Origin of the sequence: Sphingobacterium puteale, assembly GCF_003627955.1 — a bacterium.
GTDB lineage: Bacteria > Bacteroidota > Bacteroidia > Sphingobacteriales > Sphingobacteriaceae > Sphingobacterium > Sphingobacterium puteale.
Map to the genome: position 1 here is coordinate 76,927 of NZ_RBWS01000013.1, position 17,310 is coordinate 94,236.

General features: G+C 38.3%; 10 protein-coding genes. 8 read left to right on the plus strand and 2 right to left on the minus strand.

Annotated elements, in window-relative coordinates; translation table 11 throughout:
- Positions 1-71 precede the first annotated feature (71 nt).
- On the minus strand, positions 72-350 hold the full coding sequence (gene rpsO, locus D7322_RS17390) for a 30S ribosomal protein S15 (protein WP_077437930.1): 279 nt from the start codon (positions 348-350) through the stop codon (positions 72-74).
- Positions 351-452: 102 nt separating this feature from the next.
- Positions 453-1,667, minus strand: coding sequence for an acyltransferase family protein (locus D7322_RS17395; RefSeq protein WP_245971366.1), 1,215 nt, complete (start codon positions 1,665-1,667; stop codon positions 453-455).
- A gap of 249 nt (positions 1,668-1,916) precedes the next feature.
- Here D7322_RS17395 and D7322_RS17400 point away from each other — a divergent pair, with 249 nt between their 5' ends.
- The 8 genes from D7322_RS17400 to D7322_RS17435 all read left to right on the plus strand — a co-directional run bounded on the left by D7322_RS17400 (position 1,917) and on the right by D7322_RS17435 (position 17,274).
- On the plus strand, positions 1,917-3,083 hold the full coding sequence (locus tag D7322_RS17400) for an ROK family protein (RefSeq protein ID WP_121125527.1): 1,167 nt from the start codon (positions 1,917-1,919) through the stop codon (positions 3,081-3,083).
- A gap of 25 nt (positions 3,084-3,108) precedes the next feature.
- Positions 3,109-6,231 carry a SusC/RagA family TonB-linked outer membrane protein gene (locus D7322_RS17405; protein WP_121125528.1) on the plus strand — a complete coding sequence of 1,041 codons (3,123 nt, stop codon included), beginning with the start codon at positions 3,109-3,111 and terminating at the stop codon, positions 6,229-6,231.
- 17 nt (positions 6,232-6,248) lie between these two features.
- Positions 6,249-8,159, plus strand: coding sequence for a SusD/RagB family nutrient-binding outer membrane lipoprotein (locus D7322_RS17410; RefSeq protein ID WP_121125529.1), 1,911 nt, complete (start codon positions 6,249-6,251; stop codon positions 8,157-8,159).
- 438 nt (positions 8,160-8,597) lie between these two features.
- Complete coding sequence (locus D7322_RS17415; RefSeq protein ID WP_183078739.1) at positions 8,598-9,668, plus strand: ROK family protein; 1,071 nt, start codon at positions 8,598-8,600, stop codon at positions 9,666-9,668.
- Between the two features lie 23 nt (positions 9,669-9,691).
- A complete protein-coding gene (locus D7322_RS17420; RefSeq protein WP_121125531.1) occupies positions 9,692-12,940 on the plus strand; it encodes a SusC/RagA family TonB-linked outer membrane protein in 3,249 nt (1,082 codons plus the stop codon).
- An 11-nt stretch (positions 12,941-12,951) separates the two neighbouring features.
- Entirely contained in the window at positions 12,952-14,538 is a 1,587-nt protein-coding gene (locus tag D7322_RS17425; protein ID WP_121125532.1) for a SusD/RagB family nutrient-binding outer membrane lipoprotein, read from the plus strand.
- Between the two features lie 71 nt (positions 14,539-14,609).
- Positions 14,610-16,046 (plus strand): alpha-L-fucosidase, encoded by a 1,437-nt coding sequence (locus D7322_RS17430; RefSeq protein WP_121125533.1) that lies wholly within the window; start codon positions 14,610-14,612, stop codon positions 16,044-16,046.
- Positions 16,047-16,239: 193 nt separating this feature from the next.
- Entirely contained in the window at positions 16,240-17,274 is a 1,035-nt protein-coding gene (locus D7322_RS17435) for a sialidase family protein (RefSeq protein ID WP_121125534.1), read from the plus strand.
- Positions 17,275-17,310: the final 36 nt, after the last annotated feature.

Genomic DNA, 17,310 nt, shown 5'->3' on the forward strand with positions numbered 1-17,310 from the left:
AAACGAGATATTCTATAAAAAAAGCCATCCAAAATTTGGATGGCTTTCCTAAAAAACCTTTGTACAAAAGCTTATTTGATGATATCACGTAAACCTAGCGCTTTAATGATCGCACGGTAACGGTTAATATCAGTTTTGTAAAGATAAGCCAATAATGAACGACGTTTACCTACCAACATTTGTAGGGCACGTTGTGTACCGAAATCTTTTCTGTTCTTTTTCAAATGCTCAGTTAAGTGAGCAATTCTCTTAGTGAATAAAGCAACTTGACCTTCTGTAGATCCAGTGTTAGTAGCTGATCCAGCAAATTCTGCAAAGATCTCAGCTTTGTACTCTTTACTTAAATACATCTCTTGAATAATATTAAAGCGTTAAAAAATTTATTAATTGCGTGCAAAGGTAGTGTTTTTTTTCAGATTGGCAAATCCATTTTCATAACCTCCTCACCTTTACTATACTTTCACGTATATTTTCTTCTTGTCCAACCAGTAGCAAATCACCCACATGAGTGTCAAAAAGCACAGCGAATAGACGAAAGAACCAACTTCTGGAATTCCGGGAACTTTGGCACAGACATATTTATAAAACCAAGCGAAAGCATCTATATATTTTTGTGTTCCATCTTCTGCTACGCCATCTGAAATTCGAAATAACCCCAGAAAACGTGGCAAAATTCCACTCAGTACAAATATAAACAAAGGATTCTTGCCAAACACATCAAAAAATTGCGTCAATTTGTTTTTAACGCCCTGCACTTCTATAAACCAGATCATACCACCAATAGTCATTGTAGCAAGCCCCGTTGTATAAAGCACATACGAACTTGTCCAGATTTTTTTATTGATCGGAAAACCGAGCGCCCAGACCCAAGCCAAAACAACAAGGATAAAACCAGTCACAAACATCCCCGCCAACAATTTAAAATGAGGTTCGTTTGAAGCAGGCACCTTAGACCATAACCAGTCCACCTGTCCTTGCTTCTTGATAAACACACCGACCAGATAGCCAAACACAACCTGCACGATCGCCGGTAAGGTACTCATCAATCCCTCCGGGTCGAATGGAACACCTTCTCCTTTGTAAATATGGGGCACACCCAAGATAGCGATATCGTACTTTGTTCCAAACCATCCTTCTAAACTATACGGATCAGCTCCCCCTGCCATTGCACAAACAGCCCAATACAACAATAATATACCAGCAGAAATCCAAATAATCGCCTTCTCTTTAAAATAATACGCTAATATGGATGCAAAACAATAGGCGATCGCAATACGTTGTAATACGCCCAGAATACGAATGCCCCGGCTCGGATCACTGGGATCAACCCATTGTTTAAGAACCAGCTCTGCTCCTTCCCATTTAATAAAAGGCCACCAGTTAATAAAAAGACCAATTGCAAAAATTAAGACCGTGCGTTTAAGCACCTTCTTCCAGAAAACCGCAGGACCAGCTTCCTGTAATCGGGGAATCACAAAGGACATGGCATTTCCTACCGCAAATAGAAAAAACGGAAAAACCAAGTCCGTAGGAGAACAGCCATGCCAGGCTGCATGTTTCAGCGGCGCGAACATATGCGCCCATGTCCCCGGATTATTTACCATAATCATCAGCGCCACAGTAGCTCCACGAAATACATCCAAGGAATAATAACGTTGTTTCATCATAAATTAAGTGATTAGTTCGTAAATATAGGTATTACAGAATTCATTTTTATGCATAATGTTTATATAAATGGCATAAACGGGAAGAATACTTTACAAATAGAATTGTTACAATAAAAATATGTTCACACCGATTTTATATAAAAAAGCTATACTTTTTAAAAAACTTTAAAAAGTATTTGGAACTTGAATTCTTTTTAACATATCTTTAACAAAAGTTTAACCAGCTTTTATGAAGAATTTCAAATACCAATGGAAAAAGAAATACTAAAAAACCTCTATTTTGATACAGCACTCTCTATAGCAGAGTTGGTAAAAAAGCTTTCGAAAAGTACACCTTCAATTACAAAGGTTATCAATCACCTTTTGCAGGAAAAGATAATTGTCGAATGCGGGTTTGCTGAATCCACCGGAGGAAGGCGCCCAATACAGTTTGCACTTAACCCATCATTGAATTTCCATATATTAACGATATCTGCCGATCAATATTTTTCAACATTCACATTGACGGATTTAGGCCAAAATATAATCGCTGAACATCGCGATATTCCATTGGAGCTACAATCCGATAATTCCTCCGACTTACTTCTTTCAGAAATTGAGCGAATCTTAACTTCCTCTGCCATACCCCTTGATAGGCTTATTGGTATTGGTCTCAGCATGCCCGGTTTTGTGAATTCGGAACTTGGTGTCAACGAGTCATACCCCGTCACCCATCCACTCTATAAGATCAAAAATAAAATAGAGAAAAAATACAAGGTCGCCACAGTAATCGAAAATGATTCGCGTTGCATAGCACTTGCTGAAAAAGAATTTGGCTTGGCAAAAAACATCGAAAATTCTTTGATCATCAACCTAAATTGGGGCGTTGGTTTAGGGATTATTATTAATGGAACTGTATTTAAGGGAGAATCAGGATTTGCGGGCGAATTTAGTCATATCCCACTTTCTGATAACAATACGCTCTGTTCTTGTGGCAAACGCGGATGCTTAGAAGTAGAAGCTTCGTTGAATGCGGCTATTCGGAATACCGAAAATGATATCGAGAAAAATGAGTATTCCATTTACAGCACATTTGTTAAGAGTAATCTCAACAAAATCGATGCGCTGATTGAAGCCTCCAATGTGGGAGACCAAATAGCCATTAACAATCTTGGAAAGATAGGCTATATGCTGGGGAAAGGAATTTCAACATTGATTCACATTTTAAATCCCAAACAAATTATTGTCAGTGGCAGAGGCGCCGAATTGGGGCGCATTTTGAATCCGCAGATTCAGATTGCAATCAACGAGTTTTGTATACCTGAAATTGCAAAGACCACACAAATCCAGATGTCTGAATTAAACAAACATGCCCAGGTAAAGGGTACTGCTGCTATTGTCGCAGAAAATCATATCAGCAGGATCCTAACTAAATAATTATTAACAAATTAAACACTAAACAATGAGTCTATTCTACAAAAAAACAGCTGGCTTAGCGTTGTGCACACTCTTCAGTGCTACATCGCTTTTTGCACAGCAAAGCATCTCTGGAACAGTTTCAGATGCCAAGGGGCCATTATCGGGAGCTACGATCTCTGTAAAAGGGACAACTCGGGCTACCCAATCAAATTCAAATGGGGCATTTAGTATCCAAGCTGCTCAAGGCGAGACAATCCGTATTTCCTTGGTAGGTTATAAAACACAAGAAATTTTGGTTGGAGCGACTAAAACGATTAATGTCACTTTGACAAATGAGGCTTCTGCTCTCGATGAAGTTGTTGTTACCGCAATGGGAATAAAAAGAGAAAAGAAAACTTTAGGGTATTCTTTTCAAGATGTCAAAGGAGATCAATTGGTTGACGCTAAGGAAAATAATATTTCCAATGCGCTTACAGGGAAAGTATCAGGGCTTCAAGTAGTAAAAGGATCCAACGGGCCAGCCTCCTCCTCGAAAATTATCTTGCGTGGTTTTAATTCCCTGAAAGGAGATAATCAACCATTAATTGTCGTTGATGGTGTACCAATGAATAATAGAGCTGGTAATCCCGACAAGAACAACGATTTTTGGAATCCCTCTACTGACCTCGGAAATGGTCTAGGTGATTTAAACCCCGAAGATATTGAGAGCATGTCTGTGCTTAAAGGTGGTGCGGCAGCGGCTTTATATGGCTCTAGGGGAGGAAATGGTGTAATTGTGATCACTACTAAGTCTGGTAAAGCACAAAAAGGTTCTGGCATAACCTATTCATCCACTATTGGTATTGAAACACTATTTATGCGTCCAGACCTGCAAAACGATTTCAGTCAAGGTACTGATGGCAGTTTCGTCAATACCACGACAAATAGCTGGGGAGCAAAAATTGAAGGCCAGAATGTAACAAACTGGGATGGGACAAATATTCCTTTGAAAAGCTACGATAATATTGGAAATTTCTTTAATACAGGGATTAACCATACACAAAACATCGCATTTCAACAACAATTGAATAATAACACCAACATATATACATCAGCCACTTATTTAAATGACAAGAGTATAATCCCAGGATCATCAATGACACGTTTAAATTTAATGACACGTGTATCATCAAACTTTGGTCCCAACAAAAAATGGTTTTCCGATGTCAAGGCTCAATACATGAAAATGAATGCCAAAAATCGGCCGATCTCGGGTCAGAATCAATCAAATATGTATAATACCCTATTCTTGTTTCCAAGATCCCTAGATATTACCCAGTTTAGCGATGCGATCCAACCAAATGGTAACATGCTTTGGTTTGGCACAGGAAATCAGGTAAACCCATACTGGTTGGAAAAATATAGGCTAAACAATGACATTAGGGACCGCTTTTTATTGAGTGGATCATTAAAATATCAATTTAATGATTGGTTGAATACAGAGGCCAAGTTAGGTTCTGATATGTATTACACCACCATAGACAATAGAACCTACGCAGGAAGTCCATTGACAACAGATGGGAAAGGCAGTTATTCATTTGGGTCAAATAACTTCTACGAAAATAACTACATGCTCTCCCTTAATGCCAGAAAAGACAACCTATGGGGAAAATGGGGTGGCGCAGCTTCCATATTCGGTCAAATAATGACAACAAAGTCAGAATATAAAGTTACCGATATAGGTCAACTTATTGTTCCTAATGTCTTTAATCCAAATAACGGTATCTCAAATCCCGCTATACGAGCGACGCCATCAAAGAAGCAAATTAATTCTCTTTTCGCAACTGCCGAATTGAGTTATGATAATTTTTGGTTTTTAAATCTTACAGGCAGAAACGATTGGTCCTCCGCTCTTAGCAAGAAAAATCGATCATTCTTCTATCCTTCAGTAAATACATCTCTAATCCTGACGGATCTTATCACTAAAACAGGGGGTACATTACCAACTTGGTGGAATTACGCAAAAATTAGAGGTTCTTATGCCGCAGTAGGTAATGATTTAGATCCATATCAATTAGTTAATACCTATAAGTTAGAAAAAGATCCAAATGGCAATACGGTAACCAGCCGGGAAGATGTAAAATACAATGAAAACATAAAATCTGAATTGATTAAAACAATTGAAGCGGGTATCGAAACGCGTTTTTTCAATAATCGTTTAGGTTTAGATTTCACCTGGTACAAAACTAATGCGACAAATCAAATTATTGATGTTCCAATGGATCCATTCAGTGGATTCCAACGTCAATATATCAATGCCGGAAACATCGAGAATAAAGGTATTGAGATATCTTTAAACGCAAAGATCCTGAATGCTCCTGAAAAATTAAACTGGAACATGGATATCAATTTTTCTAAAAACAAAAATAGAATCCTAGAGTTATCGGATGTGACAAAAACTTACAATTTGATTGCGTTAGAAAACATCTCAATAAAAGCTGATGAGGGGCACGATTATGGAGAAATATTTGGCTCCACTTATCAGCGAGTAACTGATCCCAGCAGCCAATTTTTCGGAAAAATGATTTTAGGAGCAAACGGTCTACCATTAGAAGGAGCTTCAACATTCCTTGGAAAACAGAACCCGTCTGCACTCTTAGGAGTAACAAACTCCTTTTCCTACAAAAACATAGGGCTAAGCTTCCTAGTTGATGGACGCTTTGGAGGAAAGTTCTTCTCTGGAACTAATGCTGCCTTACAACAGGCGGGTGTTGCTGCTGTAACGGTTGTTAATGGAAGTAGAGATAAGTTCGTTGTTGACGGTGTTGTCAGTGATGGCAAAGGTGGTTATGTTAACAATACTACAGAAGTCAATCCACAACAGTATTGGGCCGCTATTGGAAATCCAAATTTAGGAATTACAGAGCGAAATATGTATGATGCGACAAATATTCGCTTACGAAACCTATCTTTGAGTTATTCATTGCCCAATTCAATACTTAAAAACTCAATTGTACAAAGGGCAAAAATAAGCTTAACAGCTAACAACGTGTGGATGATCAAAAGTCATGCAAATGGCGTAGATCCAGAATCTGTTTTTGCAATCAGCTCTAATGCAGTTGGTTTCGAAAACTTCTCAACCCCAACAGCACGGTCCTATTTCCTTAACGTAACAATTGGCTTTTAATTTTAATCAACAAAAAAATGAAAAACAACATAAAAAAAATAGCTTTCATTATAGCCATGGGCACCACAGCTGCTAGCTGTTCAAAATTTGATGAAATCAATACACATCCATATAATGTCAATGATTCACAGACTCAGCCTGAGTATTTCTTTAATAAATCATTAACTGATGCTCAGCAAGACCCAAATATTGCTGAAAGGGTATTTGTGTTGGATTGGAAAACCGCAGGTAGACAACACTTAAGTAATGGGTTGGCCACAGGGTCCGCTAACGATTCATGGTCCGCTGAATACTGGAAATATTCTAGCCAATGGATTGGCAACATTAATCTAGCGATCAACAAATCGGAAGTCCAATTGGCGAGCAACGCTGGTTTTACCTATACTTCCAACATGCTACAAGCTGCCAGAATATGGCGCGCTTACCTTTTGACTGAGATTGCCGACAATTTTGGTCCTGTCCCTATTGTCAATTCCGAAGGTACAAATCCAACTCCATCATCAGTAAAAGACGTATATGCTTACGCTTTAGCCGAATTAAAAGATGCAGTCAACAAAATGGATCTTACTGTTGGTACAGATGATGCTATTAAAAAATATGATCGTGCCTATCAGTTTTCATGGGAAAAATGGCAACGATATGGCAACTCTATGCGTTTGCGTTTAGCAATGCGCTTATCAGAAATTGAACCCGGGAAAGCTAAAACAGAGTTTGAAGACGCGGTAAAATTTGGTAAATTTATTGAAAGTACTGAACAAAACTTTACTGTAGCAGAAAAATCTGGGTGGGACGGACTTACTGGCGTTATGTCTAGAGAATGGAATTCACAAGCATTGTCGGCTACTATGAATAACATTTTTATTGGCTTAGGTGGTGTATCCTCATCAAAACAAGTGAATGCGGCTATGATTGGTTCAATTAAAGCTGAAAACTACATTGGTAAAAAATACGATAAACAATTCACTTCATTAACGAATGACCCTTCCGCTGGATATTGGCTAGATGGACTTCCAAATAAAATTGACCCAAGAGCTTACAAAGCATTTTACACTCCAGGAGATTTTACCAACCCTAACTTTTCGAAATATCCATCTTGGACCAATGATGCTATGACAACTAAAAGTTATCTTGTCAACGCTCCAGGTGATACAATTAAATTAGACACAAAATATACTTGGAATGCATTTTCATTGGGAAGCTGGGGTGATAAAGGAAGTAAAAATAATATGTTCAATATCATTGTAGGTAAAGTTCCTGCGTTATCGCAAGCTTTCCGGGCTTCAGCAAGCTCTCGTATTTTCTTCGCTAACTGGGAAACCTATTTCTTATTAGCCGAAGCCTCATTGCGTGGCTGGAATACAGGAACAACAGCACAAGCTGCTTACGAAAATGGTATAAAAGCAAATTTTGCATATTGGGGCGTTAGTCAATTTGTTGGTGAATATTTAAATTCTGAAGATTTCAACCGTGTTGGAACATCCGTTAAGTTTACGCATACAGCTGAACCAAGTAGCACACACACCATGAATTACATCGACGGTTACACTAACGTTGCTGGAACGGTCAATATTAAGTATCCTGTAAATAATCTTTATAAAGATGGAACTATTAAGAATGACATCCTAACGAAAATTATTACACAAAAATATATTGCAAATTTACCATGGCTACCATTAGAGGCATGGAATGATCACCGCAGACTCGGACTTCCTTTCTTTGAAAACCCTGCAATAGAGATTCCGTTAACGAATATGCCAGATCTAACAAGTTCCAACTATATGACAAGCAATATCAAATTCTTTCCACAAAGATTACCCTACCCCTCAAATTTCAAAAGTGGATCAAGTGATGGATATAGTCAAGCAGTCACACTTTTAGGTGGCGCCGATAATGTGTACACCCCCTTATATTGGGCAAAACAAAAATAAGTTTTTCCATTTTGATAAAAAAAGCCGGCCCTGAGCCGGCTTTTCTGTTTGTGGTAGTAAAGGAAATATATTTGTTACAATTACATTTATTAATTAGACAAAAGACTTAGGTATATGACTTGCAAATAAAGAATCTATTAAATTCTTTTTAAATTTTTTAAAAAGAATTTGGAACTTTAAATAAACAATATATATCTTTATTTCACATGCTAACAACAGCTAAAATAAATATCCTAGTTTTCCTCAGGTTAAATAGGAGCGTTTACAGTTAGCTACCTATGATATAAATAAATATCAGATACGAATATTAGAACCCAATAATTACGCATTAATGAAGTTTAACTAGATATGGTCGACGAGATTTTAAGAAATTTGTATTATCGGCCAATGCAACCGATTGCAGACATTGCCAGTTCGCTGTCCAAAAGTATTCCTTCTGTGACAAAACAGATCAATGAGCTCCTCTCAAAAAGCATTATCGTTGAAAATGGTTATGCACCCTCAACAGGTGGAAGAAAAGCCATTCAATATATGCTTAACGAAAATCTACGATACACTATTATTAGCATATCAATTGATCAGTTCTACACATCAATTGCCTTATCCAATCTTCATGCAGGTGTGCTATTCTCCCAAGACAATATGCAGATTGATCTCAGGAATCCAGATGCAGCATACATGATTATGGAAACAATAGATCAGTTTATTTCCAGCAATTCCATTGAATTGCAATATGTCATTGGAATTGGAATAAGTATGCCCGGTTTCGTAAATGCTGATTCCGGTTTAAATGAATCTTATAGTAGCCAATCACCTTTATATAACATCAAAGAACAGATCGAACTCAAATTCAATAAACCGGCTGTAATTGATAACGATTCACGCTGTGTCGCTTGGGCGGAAAAAAAATTCGGTGAAGCTCGGGATTCTTCTCATTCCCTTGTTGTTAATCTCAATTGGGGTGTTGGATTAGGTATACTCATTAACGACAATATTTTCAAAGGTACATCAGGATTTGCTGGCGAATTTAGTCACATCCCAATTTCAGATGCGCAGACCCTATGCTCTTGTGGAAAACGGGGCTGTCTGGAAGTTGAGGCTTCATTAAGCGCCGCGATTCAAAATATTGAAAAAGACATAAAAAATGGAGAATATTCAATTTATGATAAACTAGCAAAAGAATATAACAACAAAGTCGAAGCGATGGTAGAAGCGGCAAGGATAGGTGACCAAGTTGCAATAAACAACATTGGAAAAATCGGCTACTTATTAGGGAAAGGTATTTCTACATTAATCCATATACTTAATCCCAATAAGATTATCATTAGTGGACAAGGGGCAGAAATCGGAGATATTCTTGCACCTCATATTCAAGTAGCTGTTAATGAATATTGTATTCCAAAGATTGCTAAAAAGACAACTATTGAAATTTCAAAACTACAAAGTGCGCAGCAACTTGGTACAACAGCCTTAGTTATCGAAAAATTTATGAACAGTATAATTAACTAATATTTTACACAAACACCTAAAACATGAGTCTATTTTACAAAAAAACTGCAGGATTGGCGTTATGTACACTTTTTAGTGCCACATCTCTCTATGCGCAGCAAAGCATTACTGGGATAGTTTCAGATGCTAAGGGACCAGTCTCCGGCGCGACTGTTTCTGTAAAAGGAACAACCAGGGGCACGCAAACTGGGGCCAATGGATCTTTTACAATTCAAGCCTCACAGGGCGAAACATTACGTGTTTCTATCGTTGGATACAAAGCTCAAGAGATTGTCGTTGGATCAACCAAAGCAATTAACATCAAATTGACTGAAGATGCTTCCGCATTGGACGAAGTTGTTGTAACCGCAATGGGCATAAAAAGGGAAGCTAAAGCCCTTGGATACGCTTCATCTACAATAAGTTCAAAAGAACTAACTCAAGCAGGTACAACAAACATTGGTTCTGCCCTTTATGGAAAAGCGCCAGGCGTACAAATTAATTCAGCTCCCGGAGGAGCTTCCAGTGCGGTTAACATCCAAATCCGCGGTATTAATTCCCTAAGTAACAATAGGCAACCTTTATATGTTGTTGACGGGGTCATGATTAGAAACGATCAACAGGCGGGTTCAAAAGGTTTGAATAACACCGGCGGTATAACAGATCCCGGAGGTCAAGCTATATGGTCAGATAACAGAATACGTGGAAATGGTATGTTAGATTTAAACCCTAATGATATTGAATCCATGACAATTTTAAAGGGAGCCAGTGCAACTGCGTTATACGGTTCTGATGCCGCTAGTGGTGTAATCGTAATCACGACTAAAAAAGGAGTAAAAGGGAAAGGTCTTGGAATCGACTTTAATTATACTGGGTCAATCGAAACTGCCGCTTTCCTTCCTAGATTACAGTATGAGTATGGACCTGGTTATGATGCTGCGACGAACTTACAATCAGGCGCAACGGAAGAAGGCTGGATGACAAATCCGCTTTTCCCAGGCGATAGACTTTTAAATTATAACGCATGGGGCCAGTTTGGACCGAAATATGACGGACAGGATGTCCGCTGGTGGGATGGTTCACTTCGAAAATACTCGGCTAACAAAGGAAATTACGGTGATATTTTTGATACAGGGCACAATAGCAACTTTAATTTAAGCATCTCCAATCAAACTGAAAAAATAAATTATAGGTTATCCGCTTCCAATATGGATTACAAGGCAATTGTACCAGGAAGTAAGATGAATAAAAGTACCTTTAATTTGAACAGTTCGATCAAGCTTGCAGATCGCTTGGACTTGGATGTAGTTGCATCTTATATCAGTACAATTACAAAGAACAGACCCGGTTTAATGGGAGATGTTCTGGGTTCTTATGCTGGTTTTTTCAGCGGTGCCGAAGACGTTGAGAAAATGAAAAATCAACTCTACCAAACCTCAGATGGCTACAGATACAATCCTTTTGGTTCAAATCGACCTGGGGCATTTCCAGTCAATTATAGAGCCGTCAATCTCCTAAATTATTTTTGGCAACAAAAACGAAACAGCTATGAAGAGAAGGAAAACCGTTTCTTGGGAAGCGCAACGTTGAACTGGGGTATATTAGACAAATTAAAATTTAGAGGTCGTTTAGGTACAGATTTCACCGGACTAAATATCGAAAACAAAGAGCATAATGAATATGCAGTTCAATACAATGAAACGAATAGCACTGGTAAATTTGAAGTTTCAAAAGGAATCTATAAAATTATTTATGGTGATGCATTATTAACCTACGCCGACAAATTGTCAGATGACTTTGATTTTAGTTTAAGTGGAGGTTTTCAGTCACGTATGGAAAACTATGATGATCAAATGTCAAGAACGGAAGGTGGTTTAGTTTCAGCAAATTGGTTTAGTTTAAATAACACTTTCGGTCAAGCTGTTACTACACACGTTAGAAAAGAGCTGATTAAATATGCTTACTTTGGGTTGTTAAACCTCTCCTATAAAAACTATTTATTCTTGGAAGGTACAGGACGTAAGGAGTATTCCTCAACATTGCCAGCAAAAAATAACCCGTATCATTATGGCTCTGTAAATACAAGTTTTGTATTCTCTGATGCATTTAAATTACCTGATTTCTTTAGCTATGGAAAGCTAAGAGCATCTTATGGCATAGTTGGTAATGATGCACCAATTTATGCGTCAAATCTCGCTTTTAAACAAACTTCATTAATAACGGTTAATGGTCCAGTACCATCTTTGGCCACTAATTCTGCATATGGAAATGAAGATTTAAAACCTGAGAAAAAAACAGAAAAGGAAATTGGATTAGATTTGAAATTCTTAAAAAATAGATTAGGTTTAGATGTAAGCTATTATTCTAATTTTATAGATGATCAAATTATGCCGTTAACTACGGCACATTCAACTGGAGCGTCAACACAATTCCTTAATGTGGGTAAAATCTCCAATAGAGGATGGGAAATTTCATTAAGCGGTACACCTATTCAAAAAGAAAATTTCAGATGGAATGCTAGACTGAATTTCTCGAATAATAAATCCAAACTTGACGCTCTAATTTCAGGTGTGCCAAAATTAATATTCTATGATGCGGATCAAAGTTCTATCCGCATGGAAGCAAGACCTGGGGAAACTCTTGGAAATATTTACGTATTTCCTCGCGCTACCAATGAAAACGGAGAGTTTTTAATCAGCGATGAAGGTAATTACGTAATTGACAAGTCAACTTATGTTAAAGCGGGTAATATTATGCCTAAAGCAATTGGAGGATTATCAAATACCTTCAATTACAAAAACTTTAGTTTAGACTTTACTGCTGACTACAGATTTGGAGGGCAAATGATCTCCACGCCGCACAAATATGCTTACGGAGCTGGTCGACTAGAAAGCACATTGGAATATCGTGAATCAGGCATAACTTTAGATGGAGTTAACCAAAATACCGGTGCTAAAAATGATGTTCATCTTTCTGGAGCTGAATATTATATTAATAATTTCTATTGGGGCAACAATGCTTGGAATGAGAAAGCTGCTGTCCTAGATAATAATTTCATCAAGCTAAGAGAAGTTGTTATTGGATATAATCTCCCTGAATCATTTACGCAAAAATTAAAATTGAATAGTTTACGTGTTTCTCTAATAGGAAGAAATCTCTTCTACTTCTATCGTTCGATCAAAGATATCGATCCAGAAGCACCTGTTGGTAACTATTGGTACTCGCAAGGTATTGATATCGGCTCGAATGCAGCAACAAGAAGTTTTGGTTTCTCTCTTAATGCTAAATTTTAACACTTAAAGCAATGAAAAAATTTAATAAAATACTATTATTTGGAAGTATTCTTTTAACATTGGGAAGCTTTCAATCTTGTAAAACTGAATTAGAGGATCGCTATACGGATCCAGAACAGACAACTTTACCCAATATACCAGCATTTTTTTCACAAATACTGAATAATTCTCGTTTAAGATCGGAATATTGGCATTACCGTACCTTTATATTGATGCATCAAGCAAGATATACGCAGACTGCATATTTCGCAAATGAAAACACAATGTATCAACAAAGTGATTCTTATATTAATGACTATTGGAAAGATTTTTATTCACCTGGCATAATCGGCGTTTATAGATCAATGGAGAGATCTTATAACAACTTATCTACTGAAGAAAAGGTAAGCCGGGATCTATATATGAATGCTGCCAAAGTCATTTTATACGATCAAGCCTCGAAATTAGTCGATAACTTTGGCGACATACCTTTTTCAGAAGCTGGGAGTCTTCCTTTAACAGATGTGATCAAGCTGGGAAAATTTGATGATCAAAAGGAGTTGTATACTATATTTATCGATGGGCTAAAAGAAATCAATACTTTTTTTAAAACAGCAAATAGTACGTCCGAATTTAACAGAGCAGACATATTAAACTCTGGAGATTTAGAAAAATGGCGCAAATATACTAATTCTTTACGTTTACGCTTGTTGATGAGAATCTCTAATGTCGATGAAAATAAAGCTAAGACTGAGATTATGGACATGTTAAGCAACCCAACAGAATATCCTCTAGTTGATGGTAAAAACACTGGCGATTATAGTGTAGGTTCAGAAGATATTCTATTGAAACCTTTAACTACCTATACCTCAAGTTTACTAGATGCCGTAAGAGAACTTCCAAGTTATTATGCTCCTGATTATATGCTAAATACAGTTTTAAAAACTGCAAATGACCCTCGGACTGCTGTGCTATTCGACAAGTTTGGAGAGACAGTAGGTGAAAAATTTATTCCCAATAAGGAATACCAAGCAATGCCAATTACATTCACCGCTGCTCAAGCAGATGCACAATTCATGAAGTACTCAGTTGTTGATTCTGCAACTGCTTGGATCAATAATAAACTACCTGGCGTGTTGATGACTGCCGCTGAAACAAACTTAATTAAAGCAGAAGCCCAAGAAAGATGGGGTACTGATGCTGCGGCAAAAACAGCATATGAAACAGCAGTAAAGCAGTCTGTTAACTTTTATTATTATCTGAATGCAAGCTCTTCAAATAACGCAAAAGCAACTAAACCAAGTAATGATGTAATCGATAAATTTGTTACTGAATCAAATATTGCCTTCAGTGGTGATAAAAACGCAAAATTAAAGCTTATAGGAACACAAAAATGGTTACATTTTGGTTGGTTACAGGGCGAACAAGCATGGTCTGAATACCGAAGAACGGGGTATCCAACTTTGCCAGCATTTCCAACTTCCAGCTTAAATGGATTTCAACGTCCTCCTGTGCGATTGACATATCCTTCATCCGAGATTACTAACAATAGTGAAAACTATCAGGCTGTACGATCAAAAGATACACGTGATACTAAAATTTTCTGGGACGTCAATTAATCGACACTACATCTCCTACAGAAAGCCACCTTCAAGTGGCTTTCTTTTTATCATTTTCATTATATTTATACATGCAAAAACTGACAACCCTTATATCAACCGCACTGCTAACGACAAGCACAACTTTAGCCTTTGGTCAAGCACACAATGTGTCGGGTGGCTACCAAAAACCTACCGACCCACAGGTGATCGAAAACCTCGAACAATGGCAGGATATGAAATTTGGTCTTTTCATGCACTGGGGTACCTATAGTCAATGGGGTATCGTGGAAAGCTGGAGCTTATGTCCCGAAGATGAAGGATGGACACAGCGTAAACCAGAGCACGGCGCAACCTATAACGAATACGTAAAGAACTACGAAAATCTACAGACAACATTCAATCCTACGGATTTCAACCCACAAAAATGGGCCGACGCCGCAAAAGCAGCCGGCATGAAATATGTCGTCTTTACGACCAAGCATCACGATGGATTCGCCATGTTCGATACCAAGGAATCGGATTACAAAATTACTTCCAGCAAAACCCCTTTCTCTTCAAACCCAAAAGCTAACGTCACCAAAGAAATATTCAATACCTTTCGCAATGACGGATTTAAAATTGGCGCCTATTTCTCCAAACCGGATTGGCATACGGATTTTTACTGGTGGAATTATTTCCCACCAAAAGATCGCAATGTAAACTACGATCCCAAAAAACATCCTGAGCGTTGGGAAAAGTTCAAAAACTATACCTACAACCAGATCAACGAGCTCACTTCCGAATATGGAAAGGTCGATATCTTATGGTTAGACGGTGGTTGGGTACGTCCATTCAAAACGATCGATCAGTCCGTCGACTGGCAAAAAACCATTAAAGTTGAACAAGATATTGACATGGACCGTATCGGCGGAATGGCCCGAAAAAATCAACCGGGAATTATTGTTGTCGACCGCACCGTTCCCGGAAACTGGGAAAATTATGTAACACCAGAACAGGCTATACCCGAACATCCACTGGATATCCCCTGGGAAAGCTGCATTACCATGGGCGATTCTTTTAGCTACGTTCCCAATGATAACTACAAACCAACAAAGAAGATCGTTGAGACTCTCGTCAAGATCATCTCTCGTGGCGGAAACTATCTGCTTAACATCGCTCCCGGTCCCAAAGGTGATTATGATCAGGCCGCATATGACCGCTTAAACGAATTGGCCGGCTGGATGAAGATCAACCAAAATGCCGTTTATGCCACGCGTACCATCGCCCCTTACCATCAAGGTGATTACTATTACACCAGAAGTAAGGACAGTAAAATCGTCAATGTATTTCACCTTTCGGAAGGTGACACTTATCAGCAACCGAATGAATATGTCTTTCAGGTGCCAGACAATTTTAAAGTGAAAAAAATAGCAATTTTGGGCCATAAAGGTCGCTTGGACTGGTCGCAACGTGACAATCAGATCACCCTGAGAAGTCCGGGCACAAGATTCAATTATGCTACCGCGATTCAATTGCAAAGCAAGTAACAAAAAAGCAGCTGGATTACATCCAGCTGTTTTTTTGTTATCCGACTTCAGGTGGTTTCAGAGGCTTTCATTTTACTGCTGAAAACCAGTAAATACAAATCCCCCGATTTCTACCCTTAATCATTATCCGAATAACTAAATATACTATCTATAAAAAACGCCACTTGTGAACTTGGCAGCAAATAGTAACCGAATGAAAAATATAACCCCATTTTTAGCCCTCCTATTCTTAGCATTTTATTCATGTAAAACCTACAAGCCACAGATAGTTTCTTCTGGGCAGATCTTTCAAGAAGGCCAGGCTGCTTTCAAACAATGCCATGCTTCGACCATACAATCCTTCGGCAAAGACAGCCTCTTGGCTTGCTGGTTTGGTGGCACGCAAGAATCCAATCCTGATGTGGTGATATGGAGTTCTCATTATACAAATGGAAAATGGCAAACACCAGTCCAAATCGCAGATGGGATTCTTGCAGAAAAGCGTTATCCGACCTGGAACCCTGTACTCTATCAACACCCAAAGAACGACACCCTATATTTATTCTATAAAATTGGTCCTAATCCACGCGAATGGAAAGGCTATGTCAAATACTCCCTCGATAAAGGTTACCACTGGTCTGCAGCACAGGCATTACCCGATGGTATTTTGGGTCCGATCAAAAATAAACCATTTACATTGTCCAACGGTGACATACTATCTCCTTCCAGCACAGAGTCTAAAGAAGAAATATGGAAGGCGCATATAGAAATCAGTCGGGATCAGGGTAAAACCTGGTCCATCAGCAACATACGCCCCGATACGAGCATTCAAGTCATCCAGCCAAGCATTGTCCAACATTCGGATGGACGCATTCAGGTGCTCTGCCGAAGTAAAGAAAACAAGGTTATGGCAGCTTTTTCGACGGATAAGGGTGTTACTTGGGGATCCTGGCAGGCAACAAACTTGCTCAATCCGAATTCGGCAACTGATGCCATTCGATTAAAAAATGGCTTGTTTATGATCGTTTACAACCCCGCTATAGCTGGGAAGGATTGGTGGGAAGGGCGTACAAAGCTTCATGTAGCAATTTCAAAAGACGGTCTTCAATGGAAAGATGCTCTTATACTTGAAGACGGAGTCAAGGGGGACGAGTATTCTTACCCCACAATTATTCAAGATACCAGTGGTTTAATACATATCACGTATACATGGAATAGAAAGAGTATTAAGCATGTTGTGCTCAAATAAGTAGGATAGTTGTAGCAAAAATGGCAGTAACTTCGT

Coding starts and splice junctions, on each gene's coding strand:
- rpsO (WP_077437930.1), bottom strand. CDS start 350: ATGTATTTAAGTAAAGAGTACAAAGCTGAGATCTTTGCAGAATTTGCT.
- D7322_RS17395 (WP_245971366.1), bottom strand. CDS start 1,667: ATGATGAAACAACGTTATTATTCCTTGGATGTATTTCGTGGAGCTACT.
- D7322_RS17400 (WP_121125527.1), top strand. CDS start 1,917: ATGGAAAAAGAAATACTAAAAAACCTCTATTTTGATACAGCACTCTCT.
- D7322_RS17405 (WP_121125528.1), top strand. CDS start 3,109: ATGAGTCTATTCTACAAAAAAACAGCTGGCTTAGCGTTGTGCACACTC.
- D7322_RS17410 (WP_121125529.1), top strand. CDS start 6,249: ATGAAAAACAACATAAAAAAAATAGCTTTCATTATAGCCATGGGCACC.
- D7322_RS17420 (WP_121125531.1), top strand. CDS start 9,692: ATGAGTCTATTTTACAAAAAAACTGCAGGATTGGCGTTATGTACACTT.
- D7322_RS17425 (WP_121125532.1), top strand. CDS start 12,952: ATGAAAAAATTTAATAAAATACTATTATTTGGAAGTATTCTTTTAACA.
- D7322_RS17430 (WP_121125533.1), top strand. CDS start 14,610: ATGCAAAAACTGACAACCCTTATATCAACCGCACTGCTAACGACAAGC.
- D7322_RS17435 (WP_121125534.1), top strand. CDS start 16,240: ATGAAAAATATAACCCCATTTTTAGCCCTCCTATTCTTAGCATTTTAT.